The 13,919-nt window shown below is 37.8% G+C and carries 24 protein-coding genes and 1 tRNA gene; 7 read left to right on the top strand and 18 right to left on the bottom strand.

Features of this window, described 5'->3' with window-relative positions; all coding sequences use genetic code 11:
• Positions 1–17: 17 nt before the first annotated feature.
• The 13 genes from lysC to KP710_RS08095 form a co-directional block, all read right to left on the bottom strand.
• Complete coding sequence (lysC, locus tag KP710_RS08155; protein ID WP_032827955.1) at positions 18–299, bottom strand: Rz1-like lysis system protein LysC; 282 nt, start codon at positions 297–299, stop codon at positions 18–20.
• On the bottom strand, positions 211–534 hold the full coding sequence (locus tag KP710_RS08150; protein ID WP_215771082.1) for a DUF2570 family protein: 324 nt from the start codon (positions 532–534) through the stop codon (positions 211–213). The genes lysC and KP710_RS08150 overlap by 89 nt, the downstream gene beginning before the upstream one ends.
• Positions 527–1,129: a glycoside hydrolase family 19 protein gene (locus tag KP710_RS08145; RefSeq protein ID WP_215771081.1), complete on the bottom strand. Its 603-nt coding sequence runs from the start codon at positions 1,127–1,129 to the stop codon at positions 527–529. Before KP710_RS08145 ends, KP710_RS08150 begins: the two co-directional genes overlap by 8 nt.
• On the bottom strand, positions 1,095–1,454 hold the full coding sequence (locus tag KP710_RS08140; RefSeq protein ID WP_032827954.1) for a phage holin, lambda family: 360 nt from the start codon (positions 1,452–1,454) through the stop codon (positions 1,095–1,097). The genes KP710_RS08145 and KP710_RS08140 overlap by 35 nt, the downstream gene beginning before the upstream one ends.
• 59 nt (positions 1,455–1,513) lie before the next feature.
• A tRNA-Trp gene (locus KP710_RS08135) sits at positions 1,514–1,587 on the bottom strand.
• Positions 1,588–1,709: 122 nt separating this feature from the next.
• Complete coding sequence (locus KP710_RS08130; RefSeq protein ID WP_215771080.1) at positions 1,710–2,219, bottom strand: antiterminator Q family protein; 510 nt, start codon at positions 2,217–2,219, stop codon at positions 1,710–1,712.
• A complete protein-coding gene (locus KP710_RS08125; protein ID WP_115180836.1) occupies positions 2,212–2,574 on the bottom strand; it encodes a RusA family crossover junction endodeoxyribonuclease in 363 nt (120 codons plus the stop codon). Before KP710_RS08125 ends, KP710_RS08130 begins: the two co-directional genes overlap by 8 nt.
• Positions 2,571–2,855 (bottom strand): DUF1364 domain-containing protein, encoded by a 285-nt coding sequence (locus KP710_RS08120; RefSeq protein ID WP_046950508.1) that lies wholly within the window; start codon positions 2,853–2,855, stop codon positions 2,571–2,573. The genes KP710_RS08125 and KP710_RS08120 overlap by 4 nt, the downstream gene beginning before the upstream one ends.
• An 89-nt stretch (positions 2,856–2,944) precedes the next feature.
• Positions 2,945–3,133 (bottom strand): hypothetical protein, encoded by a 189-nt coding sequence (locus tag KP710_RS08115; RefSeq protein ID WP_140527763.1) that lies wholly within the window; start codon positions 3,131–3,133, stop codon positions 2,945–2,947.
• Positions 3,134–3,141: 8 nt separating this feature from the next.
• Entirely contained in the window at positions 3,142–3,651 is a 510-nt protein-coding gene (locus tag KP710_RS08110) for a DUF1367 family protein (protein ID WP_215771079.1), read from the bottom strand.
• A gap of 28 nt (positions 3,652–3,679) precedes the next feature.
• Entirely contained in the window at positions 3,680–4,315 is a 636-nt protein-coding gene (locus tag KP710_RS08105; protein ID WP_215771078.1) for a replication protein P, read from the bottom strand.
• A complete protein-coding gene (locus tag KP710_RS08100; protein ID WP_215771077.1) occupies positions 4,312–5,124 on the bottom strand; it encodes a phage replication initiator YdaU family protein in 813 nt (270 codons plus the stop codon). The genes KP710_RS08105 and KP710_RS08100 overlap by 4 nt, the downstream gene beginning before the upstream one ends.
• A gap of 1 nt (position 5,125) precedes the next feature.
• Positions 5,126–5,368 (bottom strand): helix-turn-helix domain-containing protein, encoded by a 243-nt coding sequence (locus KP710_RS08095; protein WP_005633905.1) that lies wholly within the window; start codon positions 5,366–5,368, stop codon positions 5,126–5,128.
• Positions 5,369–5,560: 192 nt separating this feature from the next.
• Between KP710_RS08095 and KP710_RS08090 the strand changes: the two genes are divergently transcribed.
• A complete protein-coding gene (locus KP710_RS08090) occupies positions 5,561–5,956 on the top strand; it encodes a hypothetical protein (RefSeq protein WP_252346392.1) in 396 nt (131 codons plus the stop codon).
• A gap of 12 nt (positions 5,957–5,968) precedes the next feature.
• On the opposite strand, the gene KP710_RS08085 is transcribed toward KP710_RS08090, so the two are convergent.
• Positions 5,969–6,196: a transcriptional regulator gene (locus KP710_RS08085; RefSeq protein WP_005662003.1), complete on the bottom strand. Its 228-nt coding sequence runs from the start codon at positions 6,194–6,196 to the stop codon at positions 5,969–5,971.
• Positions 6,197–6,329: 133 nt separating this feature from the next.
• Between KP710_RS08085 and KP710_RS08080 the strand changes: the two genes are divergently transcribed.
• From KP710_RS08080 to KP710_RS08070, 3 genes are read left to right on the top strand one after another with little or no spacing between them, the layout of a single operon-like run.
• A complete protein-coding gene (locus KP710_RS08080; protein WP_215771075.1) occupies positions 6,330–7,235 on the top strand; it encodes a S24 family peptidase in 906 nt (301 codons plus the stop codon).
• Positions 7,236–7,250: 15 nt separating this feature from the next.
• Entirely contained in the window at positions 7,251–8,345 is a 1,095-nt protein-coding gene (locus KP710_RS08075; RefSeq protein WP_215771074.1) for a DUF262 domain-containing protein, read from the top strand.
• Entirely contained in the window at positions 8,345–8,971 is a 627-nt protein-coding gene (locus KP710_RS08070; protein WP_215771073.1) for an MAE_28990/MAE_18760 family HEPN-like nuclease, read from the top strand. The genes KP710_RS08075 and KP710_RS08070 overlap by 1 nt, the downstream gene beginning before the upstream one ends.
• Here KP710_RS08070 and KP710_RS08065 read toward each other — a convergent pair.
• Positions 8,961–9,992 carry a DNA cytosine methyltransferase gene (locus tag KP710_RS08065; protein WP_215771072.1) on the bottom strand — a complete coding sequence of 344 codons (1,032 nt, stop codon included), beginning with the start codon at positions 9,990–9,992 and terminating at the stop codon, positions 8,961–8,963. The two genes, KP710_RS08070 and KP710_RS08065, sit on opposite strands and share 11 nt — an antisense overlap.
• Positions 9,993–10,619: 627 nt before the next feature.
• Here KP710_RS08065 and KP710_RS08060 point away from each other — a divergent pair.
• Positions 10,620–10,856 (top strand): hypothetical protein, encoded by a 237-nt coding sequence (locus KP710_RS08060; RefSeq protein ID WP_112083850.1) that lies wholly within the window; start codon positions 10,620–10,622, stop codon positions 10,854–10,856.
• On the opposite strand, the gene KP710_RS08055 is transcribed toward KP710_RS08060, so the two are convergent.
• Both KP710_RS08055 and KP710_RS08050 read right to left on the bottom strand, forming a co-directional pair.
• Entirely contained in the window at positions 10,853–11,119 is a 267-nt protein-coding gene (locus tag KP710_RS08055; RefSeq protein WP_215771071.1) for a hypothetical protein, read from the bottom strand. The two genes, KP710_RS08060 and KP710_RS08055, sit on opposite strands and share 4 nt — an antisense overlap.
• Before the next feature lie 368 nt (positions 11,120–11,487).
• Positions 11,488–11,973, bottom strand: coding sequence for a hypothetical protein (locus KP710_RS08050; RefSeq protein ID WP_215771070.1), 486 nt, complete (start codon positions 11,971–11,973; stop codon positions 11,488–11,490).
• A gap of 280 nt (positions 11,974–12,253) precedes the next feature.
• On the opposite strand from KP710_RS08050, the gene KP710_RS08045 reads away from it, so the two are divergent.
• Together KP710_RS08045 and KP710_RS08040 are read left to right on the top strand one after the other, a co-directional pair.
• Complete coding sequence (locus KP710_RS08045) at positions 12,254–12,556, top strand: hypothetical protein (protein WP_052095401.1); 303 nt, start codon at positions 12,254–12,256, stop codon at positions 12,554–12,556.
• 264 nt (positions 12,557–12,820) lie between these two features.
• On the top strand, positions 12,821–13,495 hold the full coding sequence (locus KP710_RS08040) for a KilA-N domain-containing protein (RefSeq protein ID WP_215771069.1): 675 nt from the start codon (positions 12,821–12,823) through the stop codon (positions 13,493–13,495).
• Positions 13,496–13,613: 118 nt separating this feature from the next.
• Here KP710_RS08040 and KP710_RS08035 read toward each other — a convergent pair whose 3' ends face one another.
• Positions 13,614–13,850 (bottom strand): hypothetical protein, encoded by a 237-nt coding sequence (locus KP710_RS08035; protein ID WP_215771068.1) that lies wholly within the window; start codon positions 13,848–13,850, stop codon positions 13,614–13,616.
• Between the last annotated feature and the right edge of the window lie 69 nt (positions 13,851–13,919).

Here is a 13,919-nt window from a genome sequence, read left to right as displayed (position 1 = left end):
TAAAAAAAGACCGCACTTTAATTGGCGGTCTTGGTTTGATTAATCCACTTATTGAGATTATCTACTTGGCTTGCACACTTATCTCGCTCTGCTGTTACCTTAACAAGCTGTATGACTACATCACCGTATGTCTCACCGGTAAATGCTGTTTTAACACAAGGTGCAGTGTAGGCTTGAGGTGGGTAAATATATTCTGCCTTGGTCGTGACCTTATTTGTACAAGCGGTCAAGAGCAGACTGAGGCAAACGAGTGTGAGCACAAGGTTGTGTCTTAATGATTGTTTTAACTGATTCAGCATTTTCTGTTGCTATCCTTTCTATTTCATCATTACGTTGCTGTTGTGCTATTACCGCATCACGCTCTTGTTGTAGCGCAATGGTCAATGCCTTTTTCGCATCTTCTTGTTGCTGGATGGTTTGGGCTTGTTGCTTTGTGGTTATGTTCAACTCATCTATAACACTTGATTGGTAACGCAATGCGCCAAACAAAACCACTACAACAGCCCCTAACGCTATGTAAATGTACTTATTCATTATCAGTTACCATTAATGCTCGATATAGCTTGCAACGCTCATCAATGCCATTTAGCCCACCATTAATTCTTCGAGTCACTTTCTCTACTGAATTAAGATCAGCTAATTCACAGAGTTTCCAATACCAAACAGCAGCTTTAACTGATAAGTCTAAATTACTTGCTATATCTTCTGGCTCAATATCTCTACCTAACCATTTTCTAAACGCGGCATAATTATCCTTACCTGTGATCTGAATCAGTCCACGACCACGATACTTCCAACCATCTCCACTTTTCTCATCTCCATTACCCAAACGATTAGCATAAACACGATTAGCTATTAGCTCAGGTTTACGCTCATATCTCTTGGCTGTAAGTGGATCGGGAAAATATTTGCGAAAAGTTTGAGAAAGCCCAGACCAAGAATAATTTAAGTTTTCTTTAAATCTTGTGAATCCTCCACTTTCATGCCCACACTGTGCCAAGAACATAGCTTGTTGCATCTTATTTACACAACCTGCTTTTTCTATTTGTTCTGAAATAGCTTGATAAACACCCTTAACTGCATGAGGGAAAATTTTATTGAACGTCACTTCGGAAATCATCATTGTCATCTTTTTCAATTCTCCGATTAATGAATTTAAATAAGAACTCTCGAATTTTTTCAGTACCAACAAAACCAATCATCGTGCCAAGAAACGATGAGTATTCACTATGCCCAAAAATATGAGTGCAGATGGGCACTGCTACTCCAGCAATAGATGCACACATAGCTGCATCAATGAACACATATCGGAAACTTGGTTTCTTGCGCATAAATCCAAGCCTTAAAATAGAAATAAATAATGCCCACAGGGCGCTTTGAATAGAGCTTGAACTCAAATTAATTTGTAACCAAGACCATATTAACGCCCATACATCAGGCTCTTTAATTGGCATATTTCCCCCTAATTTTTTAGGCAATAAAAAAGCCCACGCATTAACGTGAGCTTGTGATATGGCAAAGGCGCAAGGAATCGAACCTCAATTAGCGGTTTTGGAGACCGCCGTCTTACCATTAGACTACGCCCTTATAGTTTGATAACAAAAAAGCCCCGACTGGAAAACCAATCAGGGCTATAAAATCAATTAGGTGTTCAATACTTACACTGCGACCACCATACATTGAAATAATATGACAGTTTGCCAAATATGTCAATATGTAATTTTGATATTTTTTGTATTTTGTCCACCTGTTCGTTGAATAACAAAGCAAGTTACAAGCAGTTCGTAAATTATTACTTTTGCGAAATTTATCTCTTTTTCCACATCGCGATAGATGGTTCTGAAGCTTGGTACTCTGATATTAGATTTACCAACACAAGGTTTCATTTCTTGAGCCTTGGTTCTGTCATGGATGTGTCTTGCTATAAAATTAACTGTTCTTTTATTTACATAATAAGCAAATACAATAAAGTGTAGGAGTTGGTCATTTTTTTTAAAAAACATCTCAATGGTTTGACTAATTGCAAACCCAGTTTCATCATCACAAATAGGTTCGCTTGGTTCAGCTGGAATGACTGATTGCATTAATTTTGCAATAATATTTAATTGCGGTTTATCAAGTCTACCTCTGCGCACCCATGCACCCCATTGATACATATTACGGTCAACAAATTCTTCTTGTTCAATCGTTAGTTCTGATAACTCGCTAAATTTACGCATGAATGCCTCTAATTTTAATGATTGACTTACCTTTGCTTACTACGCCTTTCTCTTCAATCGAATATTTACGAATAATTTTCCGGTTATCATCTTTAATTAAGCCAGCGCCAACTAAGCTATCAAAAATTCCTTTAGGCAAATTATCAAGGTCGCGCGGACGATTATCGGGAAAGTAAATTTCCATCTTAATTTCAACCGCACTTTCAAATGGATCGAACTGTGAGCAAACCTCAGTAGCAACACGTTTAAACTCCCGTCCTGCTTTTGATATGTAATGCTTACCTTGCCTTGTGTGCTTCCAATAATGATTCACGCTCGGTGGGTACGGCAGACAGATTTCAAGCCAATCACTCATAGCTTCCCCTCCTTGCGCAAAATTTGCTGTGTTCGTAACACACCTTCAGCATGTGCTAGACGGACATATTCAGCATCCATTTTTCTAGTTCTACGGTCACATTCATCATGGCAAGATGAGCATGCCCAAGCACCAAAAATATCATCGGGCTTCATACCAACTCCATTTAATCCTGCCATACGATAATGTGCTAATACGGTCGTTTCAGGATTATGATTACAAATACCAGGCAACCGCACTTGACACTCTCTCCCTTTCGCTTCTTTTCTCAAATTACTCATTAGCCAAACACCATATTAAAAATAACCCAAACCGCGGCAATCCAAAGTACAATTTTTAACTCTAGAATCTCGTCGTCGTTTAATTTCATTTAGCTCACCAAACTCATCACGCCATAACCAATACCGACTGCAATTAAAATAAAATATGCCAATGCGCTTATGACTAATATCCAGTTAAAAAATCTAGCAATAAATGGGGAAATTAGCCCCAAAAGAAGTGCTAATAAAGGTAAGCTCATCACTATCAACATCAGCGCAAAGTAAATAATCCAGTCCATCTATCCCCCTACCAAAAGAACTCATACAACTGATTTAACGTATTTTCATCGATTGTATCGTTAAAAATATGCTTGATTGCTGCACTAATTAACGCCTTGTAACAGCTTTCAAACTCTGCTTGCTCCATATTTCCATAACTCAAGGATTGCGCCTCAATCCGCAAATCTCCTTTGATGTTGTATGTGGATTCGTAAAACCCAGCTAATACCGTTAGATGCTTGCGAAAGGTGTCAAATTGCTTGCGTTCATCAAAGTGTTCCCATTCTGTTTTATCTGCCGCCCAATGGTTAAAACAGAACTTAAAAAATGCAAAAACTTTACGGTGGAAAGCGGGATTGCGTGTACGGATGATTTCAATTTCATACTGCTCGCCATTTTTTAATGATTTCAATTCTTCTGATTCCAGCTCATCAAGTGGTGCAAGAACACCGCCTTGTAACTTAATCACCTGAATTTTTAATCGCCCTTCAGTTCGTTTTCCGTGCGCTTTTTTAATATCATCAACACTACAAGCCATTAACCTATTTCTCTATATTGTTGTTCGATCATTGCAATGCTCCTTTCATCATTGCCATCAAGCTATCGCGTGCCTTATCAGCCTTAGCTTTATCGTAAAAACTTGTCTTTGTTGGAATCATTTTCGGAATATCCTCAAAAGGAAAATTCGACCGCACTTTTTCTGCCGCTTCGGTGAGTAATTTCGGAATAGCTTTCAACGTGTCCTCTTCCGATTTTTTCTTGCACTTTTCATACAGATTTTTAAGCAACCAAAATTCCACTTTTGAACGATATTGAAATTCATCCCAATTGAATCTGGCATAGCCTAAGAAAGTTTTATAGCGTTGGTATAATTCTGCTTCGTTCGGTAAACCCAATACGTGATAGTCTTCACTACACCAAGCAATAAATTGTCCGACACTTGGGAAAAATGGACTTTCAGAACCTGCTGCACGATCCAATCCTCGTTTTAATGCCAATGGGGTCATCACATCAGCTTTGATCAATTCTTCAAGCCATACTTGCTTGGTTTCGTTGTAAGTCTCAATGCTGTCAAATGCTTGTTTCCAAGCGGGGAAAAGCGACTTCAATCGGGTAAACATCCGGTCAATTAATTTCGTTGCATTGCTGGAAACATCGGATTTTTCGACCGCACTTTTCTGAGTTGGTGTGATTGCGTTCATCGTAAATACTCCGGAATTAAACTTGGATCGACGTTTAATTTTCTTCCCACGCCCCATGTGCCGTTATCGGGGAAAGGGTCATTGCTTGCACTTGAGTTTACTGTTCGATTAGGTGAGGACTTCAGAGCAAATAATCCGGTGTAGGTATTGGCGATGGATTGATCCAAAATCGCCCTAGCCAAATCAGGACTACCCCCACTGAGTTTTTCCAAGGCTCCAAAACATCGCTCAATCGTATCTTGAGTTTTAATTTCCGCTCGCTTGGCTTTACGCATTCGGCAATAAGCGATCCAAGTCTCACGATCGACATAATCCGGCAAAGGAATATTTTCTGCGTTGATTTTCCCATTTGCAGGCGTAGCCGATTCACCTTGGGGGGATATAGGGGGGGTATTTTGTATAGTGTTTTTAATATTGTTTTTTGTGTGTGAACTTTTTTCACTAGTCACTATTGAACTTTTTTCACTGGTACCATGAACTTTTTTCACTAGTGAACTTTTTTCACTAGTGAAGTTATTACACAGGTTAACTGAGAAAATTTTTACACCTCTACTCCCTGTTTTTTGATAAAGCAGATTTAGCTCAACTAGATGATTGCAGGCATCAATTACTGCTCTATTACTTAACCCTGTCACGCTCATTAATTGAGTAACTGAAACGGCATCAAAATCTTTATTCCAGCCTTTAGTTTTACGTAAAATAGCTAAGTAACATTTTAGTTCTGCACCGCTTAGCTCAGCCATTAATTCATCTATAACAGCATTAGGCACCTGGAAAGAATTTGGAATGAATCTGGAATCATTATTCATATCAAGCCTCGAATCGGTATTCTTTAACTCTCTTGCCACTTGGAAGAACAACCCATCTATCAACAACCTTGTTCTTGTATTCCTCATTCATATTTTTTATGTCGTAGATTCTTGCTCCTAGACGGGTGCAATTAAATCGGGTATAAGCATCAAGCTGAGTCAATCGCTCCCCATTCAATAAAGCCTTGAGAATCTTGCCGTTTTGCGTTTGACTTGTTTTTTCGTTTGGATTAATATTTTCCATGCAGACAACCTCTGTGAATAACAATTAAAGATAGTTAGTTAAAGCCACGAAATCTCCTCGTGGCTTTTTTATTAAAAAAAACTCACCACCACAAAAAGAATGGCAATCGCCGTAAAGTAACGAAACTCGCTATCCTCTCGCCAAATTTGTGCAATAATGCGCAATCTACTTTGCAATTTACTCATTCTTTTTATGTCCTTTGTTACATTCCGTGATTTATTCGTCGGGTTGTGTTTTATTGTCTTTCTATTACTTCCACGGTTAATTATTGGAAGTGATATTCCGTATTGGCTCATTGGAATACTTGTAAACGGTATCCCTCTGGGAATAGTTTTATTGCACAAATGGGGAGTAAGGAAATATCAACAAACTTTGGATAACTTCGCTTACATACCATCAATGATGTGCATCGCCGTTCTAACTACACTTGGTTCCTTTAGCAAAGAAGAGCTTATTGAGTTTGGTTTTAAATTCTTGCTAACTGAGTCAAGTTGGTCTTACTTTGTGCTCAAATTGTCATTTTTCTTTTGGAGTCTTACTCTTCTGCCTGTTGTGCTAGATAAGTTTTTTAATAAAAATCAAAAATGAGCCTTGGTTTTTTTATTGCCCTTTTGAATTACGTAACACACCCCAATTCACATCAGGGCGTAACTCTTCGCAAGTTACCTTGCCTTCTGTGATGCGTTCGATGTCTGGACAGCGATTAGTTGGTACCTTCTTTTTACCCTTAGCCCAGAGGCACACATTTGATGTTTTCGCTCCCATTTGTTTGGCAAGATAGGTAAGCGACCCTCTTCCTTGTTTTTCAAAGTAATCTCTTAATTTCATACAAACATCATTTATCTAAAAAGTAAATAAAATATTATCTTATAGGTAAACACAAATCAACAAATAGATCATATTTATTTGTTATCCAATTGATAATAAAATAACAATAATGAACTAACTCAAGGGGGTGTTTATGAAAACAATGAAAGAGATCCGCCACGATAATTTACTTTTACTTATTGATGAGGCTGGTAGCACTTCAGAACTTGCTTCTAAAACAGGAATTGCAGTAAGTTATTTACTACAAATTAAGAATAAAAATGCTATTCAAAACGGCAAGCCGAAAGGCATTGGCGATAAAATTGCTGCAAAATTAGAAGATGGAATGGGTAAGCCAAGAGGCTGGTTAGATCAACAGCATCAAGCCATTGAAGAGAAACAGCCTGTCCACCTGCTGGATAACGTCAAATTCTTAATGCGTAAAAAAGGCATTTCGCTCCCACTTTTGGCGGAGCGAACCGAGATTGAAAAAAGCCGCTTGTTAGAGCTGCTAAATTCTGATAACGTGGAAAATGAAAAGCTCTTTTTAAACACCCTTGAGCAATTATTCCTCATGTCTGCAGACTGCTTGCTTTATGACGACCTCAGCCAAAATCCGAAAGGCGTGAACTTCCTGAAAATGCGTTCCATACCCGTGAACCATGTGCCTATTCGCGGCTACGCCCAATTAGGTACTGAAGGGCATTGGATCGATTTAGAATACCCCGTAGGCGAAGGCGATGGCTACATCTGGTGGCCAAGCCGTGATGAAGATGTATATGCCCTAAAATGTCAGGGCGATTCAATGACCCCACGTATTAAGCACGGTGAATACGTGATTATTGAACCTAATCACGAAATTAAAAATGGGGATGAGGTGCTTGTTGTTACCGATGAAGATCAGGTAATGGTTAAAATCTACGCCTACGAACAAGGTGGCAGACTCACGCTCTATTCCGTGAATGAAAACCACGAGCCAATCAACCTTTACCAAGAAAATATCCGCAAAATGCAATATATAGCAGGCATTGCCAAAGAGAGCTTGGTGTTGGATTTGTGATAATAAGGAAAAAATATGATAACGAAAGAACAAAAAGACCTAGCTGAAAAGGCAATTATTGAAAAACAACGAGAGATTTCATTCGGGTTAAGAGAATGGTCTATCCAGACTATTTTAGATAAATTTGGGAATGGCGGTGATCCTGATTCTGATAGCGAATTATTTATCCCAGATTACCAACGCGATTACAAATGGGATGAGCGTATAGCCTCTAGATTTATTGAAAGTATCTTACTCACTTTACCTATCCCTTATATTTATATAGCAGATAGTTTTAATGAAAATCCTGACTTAGATGGCCGAGTAGAAATTATTGACGGCTCTCAACGAATTAGAGCTATTTATTACTTTGTTCAGGATGAATTTCCATTATCAGAATTAAAAGAATTAACCGAATTGGAGGGTTTTAAATTTTCTGATTTACCCGCAGGAAGACAGCGAAGATTCTTACGGGAATCTTTACGCATTATGGAATTAAGGTCAGATGATAGCGAATACAAACGCGATTTATTTGAACGCATCAATTCAGGTATTAAACCATTAATTCCAATGGAACAACGACGAGGCTCTGAAAGTGCTACATCAGCTTTTTATACAAAAGTGATTGACCCTTGCTCAAAGAATGAGTTGTTTAGAACATTGTCACCTCTTTCAAGAAGCAGAAGAAGCAACGAAGATTACGCAGAATTAGTGTTACGCTTCTTTGGTTACGGAGATAAACTTAAAGACTATAAAAATAGTGTGAGAACATTCCTTGATGAATACTTTAATGAGATGGCAAGTATTCCAGAGGAAAAATTAAATATTCAAGAGTATTTGGATAGATTTCAACAAGTTATGAAGTTCGTTGATGAATATTTTCCTTTTGGCTTTAAAAAATCAGAAAATGCAAGCTCTACCTCAAGAACATTTTTTGAGTCTATTGCTTTAGGTACATATTTTGCAATTAAAGAAAATAATGGTGTTGACGGATTGGATACTGACAACATCTCAAGCTGGTTTAATTCTGAAGATTACCGTAATGTCGTTACAAGTGATGCAGCGAATAATAAATCCAAGTTAATGGCGAGAATTAATTTTGTGAAAAATAAATTATTGGGTCAAGCTTAATGGCATTAGAGGCACTAAAAGAAGATTTGAGGAAAAGGGATGAGGATATAGACAAGTTATATACCCATCTTCTCTCGTTAAACGATGAGCAGCTTTGTAATATTGTAAAGGCAAACATACTTGTTATGTTATACAACAAGGTAGAATTTTTCTTTAGGGAATTTATTTTTAGTATTTATGATGATATCCATGATCAAGAAGTCTCATTTTTTGAGCTAAAACCATATATTCAGAATATAATTTCAAGTTATTTATTCCCTAAAAATATCAATACTGCTCAAAAACATCAAACTTTAAGAAATCTGTTCGAAGACAAATTTAAATATTACAAACCTGAAAAAACAGATATTGCTAATGGAAATGTGGATGGCGAGATGTTTAAAGATATATTTAAAGAATATCAAATATCAAACATCCAATTTTATTTCCAAGGAAAGATTAAATTGTATACTTTGAAAACTATCAGAAACCAACTTGCACATGGTGAGAAAGATTTTAGTGAGATTGGACTAACATACTCCTGTGAAGATTTAAGGCTATGCAAAGAGGATATAAAAAGGGTATTTCTAGATATTCAAGATAAACTAGAAATATCCCTGAATAATAGATTTTATCTTAATGTTTGATTTTTAAATGATGCTGTAAACTTAACCCAATAACCTCTCCTAATCGGACAGGAACTGCATTACCAATCATTCTGCCCACGTCTTTAGTTTGCATTTTACTATCTACTGGGTAGAATTGATAATCATCAGGGAACGATTGGAAAATTGCGGCCTCTCTTAGTGAAATAGCTCTATCCTGCTCAGGGTGTCCAAAACGACCGTTACCATATCCGTAACATTGTGTTGTCATTGTTGGACTTGGTTCATCCCATTTCATTCGCCCATAAATACTTACATAGGTAGAGCCAGAGGACTTTTTATGGCACGCCAACTGTAGCTCTTCTGGCCAATCTTTCCAAGAACCACCTTGCTTGGAAGCACGGATACGTTTTAAATTAAGTGTATTTAATGAAACTGCACGATGCAGAGGATCATCAGGGTGTTGTTCCCCTGCGTTAATAGCAGGAAGATGTCCGATAACTTCTTTAATGTTTATCCATTTCTCTTTGTGAGTAGGGTCAATTAAGTGGATAGGCCCTAACCGCGAAGCAAGTAATACATGACGACGGCGGCGTTGTGGCACGCCGTAATCCGCACAAACCACCGTATCCGCCCAAGTATGATACCCGAGGTTTTCCAATTTTTTCACAAAATCATGATAGACCTGGTGCTTAACCACTTCAGGCACATTTTCCATTGTGACCAATTCAGGCAGATTTCCCTCAATTAAACGAGCAAAAGCATATAACAGTGGCCATTTCTTATCGGTTGTTGTGTCTTTTCCTTGGTTATACTTTGAAAAAGGCTGACAAGGGGCACAACCGGCTAATAATCGAATTGCTTTTTTTGAGAAACGGCGAGCAATCTCTTCATTATCTACTAAAGAAACATCTTTATTGACAAACTCAGTGTGATTATTAAATTCAAATGCATAGCGACACTGCTCTTCAATATCATACCCTGCTTTTACTTTAATGCCAGCTTGTTGTAAGCCTGCGGTTAAACCACCTGCTCCGCAAAATAAATCAATTGCTTCAATCATAATTACTCTCCTATTGTGGGTATTATACAAAGATTTTTTATAATAATCGATACTTTTTAGATGATTATCGGCATTTAAATTCTATTGCCTTTGAATCTAATCTCACCCAATTTATTACCAAATCTCTAACTTTCTACAACTTTCGGCAAACAAATCGCTCAAAAAACCACCACTTAAATCGCCTTGCTTAAAATTTATTTCCTTAAAAATCAAATAGATAATAAAAAGATAAATATTTATTATCTTTAAGGTAAATTTATATTGATCTGATTTTATCTTTTAGATAATATACTCCCATCAAAACGAGATACACAATCTCGATGCTCTTTAAAAACTTGGTCTCGTGCGGGATATAAATTATCGGCTGATTTAAGTCGAGTAACCCCAGAGCAGAAAACTGTACTGCGTGTTTAACCGAAGAGATGTGGTTGGCAGGTCAATGGCAGCGCTGTTTATATCTTTAAGCAATCCCTTAGAGGATACGAGTTCAGTCGGGGAAATGGCGAACAAGCCCACGGACTGGTTAATTTAGCAAACGCAGCTATAAGCGTGACATATCGGAGAGACGGTACATTAAAAACCGCATTCAAGAGTGCTGTTTTTAATGGAAAAGAAAGGAGAAAACAAATGACAAACAAAAAATACTCACTACAAGGTAGTGCAGAAAGTAAAACTGTAACAGTCCTCCAAAAAGAGCAAGTTTTCCAAGCTGTTTTAATAGCGGCTGAAAATGGTCATTACTATGACGGACTGGAAGAAAAACTCTGTCAGGCGATTAGCAATATCAACCGCTTTAGTGATTCTAAATCAATAACGGAACTGGTAGATAGCGAAACGGGTGAGATTTTTCGCAAAATAGACTAATTTTGCCATAACCATTTCATTTCTTCATGATTGCATCGCCATGTGGCCCAAGTGTTATTAGAGCAATCAAATACAGCGACGCCATCATCAGAATCAATGTTTTTCTGCAAGAAATCTCGACATTGAATTGCGGAAAATGGTGTTTGTACATACCAAACAGACTCAAGTACCTTACTAGCAGTACCTAGTTTAGCAATTGCTTGTTGAATCTTGGTATAGTCTCGATGGTTTCTTAAGTCATAAGAAATAATCATATTTGACATGGCTTTATCCTTAGTTTGTGTTGTGAGAGATTAAATTATATTCCTTAGTGTTGTGAGAGACAATAAGGGCTTGAGCCTTACAAGCATAAAGAAAGGCACTATACGGGCTTAATTATGGATGATTAAGCTGGTTGCACCGATTTAGTCACGGTGGACACTGCTCAAGATGAGCTTATTCGCTAGGGATGACTACCCAAACTTTTGGTTACTGTCTTAGCCGAGCATGAGGGCTTAAAACTTATGCAACCTATAAAATTGGTTCCTTAGGTTTGCCCTCCGTAAAACGAGGGCTTTTTTATTCTCAGAATTACTTCTTGGGTTTAGGTGGTGGGCGTTTTGGAACATAATGTTCAAATGATGGTTCCGGCTCAGTCATTAAAAGAATCTCCTGAAAAATAAGCAATGAAACACTGATAATAATCAAGTTTAATGTGGTCATCTCGAGAAAGTTGGATTGCTGTTCTTTTATATGCAATATCCTCAAATGCGCCAACAATCTTAATCTCATCTATCGGCAAATTTAACATTTCATGATCAATGTCTAATGCCGGATTATGGCGATATTTAGAGATAATTGAGCCATAGTGCCGATAGAGCTGATTGGAAAGCAGTGCTTTTTCATCAAATTTATACACGAAGGATAAAATTGCGGTTGCCGTTACGATAGCACCTGTCCAAAATGTCCAATGATAATCAGACAATAAAGGAAAGGTTTTCGTTACATCTAACGCCAAAGAAGATCCAAATAAAATTTGAATAAACGTAATGATATTAGCGATTCTTGAATTAAATGTACCGTAAATTTTGGTTAGATTATGTGCGTAAAATAGAGAAAACTCACTGTCATTTGTCATTTTATTTACCTTTATTTGGTGGCTGTTTGGGCGCAGGTGGTCTTTTGGGTTCAAAGCGCTCGTTAATTGGCTGTGGCATATAAATTCCTAATTGTTGAAGTAAGAGATCAACAATTATATTCCTTGTTGAGGTAAGAGACAACAAGGCGAGTTTTTCGGTTCTCGTTAAAAAACCGTGTTGACACCGCCCCCACATCGGATTAAGATACCCCCACTTTCAACAGAAAGTCAGCAGCCACAATTAAGTGGCTTTTTTTGTATCTGAGAACAGGGAGAAATTATGGAAACTTCAGAAACAAGCGCAAGTCAACAGAAGAAAGGTAATAGTTTTGAACTAATGCTATTTGGCTGGTTGTGCTATATCGGTGCAGTTGTATCTATTGGATATGGTCTTAGTAAAATTATGATGTATAAAAATTTTGGGCCAGATCTATCAAGTTTGAATGTTAATGCGTACGTAGGCGGTGATGGCTACAATTACATAATTAATGGCACTTATGCCACAACATTCTGTGCACTCGCTGCAGCATTAGCCATTATTGGTAGTACTTGTTTTATTGTGAATGCTATCAATAAAAAATAACATAATTTAATTTGACAAAAACCGCCATCAACGGATAAGATAACCGCACTACAAACTCATAGCGGCTATCCGCACCCGAAAGCATAGCGGTTTTTTTATGCCTAAAATTTAAATCACCAGATCTGGTGATTTCAATGTTCGGGTCGAGAGAGCCTAATACAATACCGAAAGGAAATAAGCTCCGCTGTCTATGAGCAGTAGTTGAAGCCCGATCAACCCTACTAAGGTTGGTCGAATAAAGAACTAACTCATAGGGGCATAAAAATGTCAAACTTAACAATTCTCAAAACTTCTATTCGTTCATACGAAAATCTCTTTTCATTAAATGACCTTCATATCGCAAGTGGCGGATTAGAAAAACATCGTCCAAGTTTATTTGCTCGTAATGAACAAACTAAAGAACTGATAAAAGAGATTGAAAATGACCGAAGCACAAAAACGATCTTCGCTTTAAAAACAATTCGTGGCGGTTCTGATATTTCAAAGCAAGGTACGTGGGCTTGCGAAGAATTAGTGCTTTCCTACGCAATGTGGATTAGCCCTAAATTCCACTTAATTGTATTGCGTGCGTTTTTAGCAATGCACCGCAACCAAGCGCAACAGCTTGAATTATCGAAAACCAAAGGCAAAAAACAACGCGGATTATTACCGCCGAAAAATCCCTTTGGCTATATGACTTACGAACGAGAATTCACCGCACACGAACTTGAATGGCTTGTGCTCTCGTGGTATCAAGCCTATGAATATCGCGAGCTACTCAAACAGCTTTTCCCCATGCTGGAAGCGGCGCAATCCGCCTTACTCACACCAATCAAAAACCGTATCGCGTCATCCGATATGGATTTCAAATTATCTGCCGATGTGCTTTTTAGAATCACACGCGGCACAGATGTGATGCACCTTGCGCCCCTCATCACGTTAGAAAACTACGTGCAATAAAACTCACGAAAATCTACCGCACTTTTGAAAAATCGTGCGGCGGATTCTCACACCCAAAATTCACCAAATCGACTAAAAAGGAAACAAAATGAGCGTATTTCTTCTCAAGAAACTGACACTAAAAATTAAAGAATTTAGCAATCACCGAATGCACTTTTTCACAACCATAGTAAAAGTGAATGGCCCGAGCAACTAATAATCCAGTAGCTATTGTGGCTATCCATCTTAGTTGGCCAGAAGTGAGGACAATATCGCCAAAATAGAATTGTTCTTTTCCTGATTGGACAAGAAACATCGCAGAAAACACGATGCTCAACAAGAAAGCACTTACAAAACAAGCGACCCAATTACGCATAAGGACTCCTATGAAAGAATTTATAAAGGACTTAATCCGAGCCACATTAATCACATTAGAGAGCGATAA

Source organism: Haemophilus sp. SZY H35, assembly GCF_018829705.1.
GTDB classification, from domain to species: Bacteria; Pseudomonadota; Gammaproteobacteria; order Enterobacterales; family Pasteurellaceae; genus Haemophilus; species Haemophilus haemolyticus_K.
The sequence above is the reverse complement of the archived record's forward strand: the minus strand, read 5'-3'. Positions and strand labels throughout refer to the sequence as shown.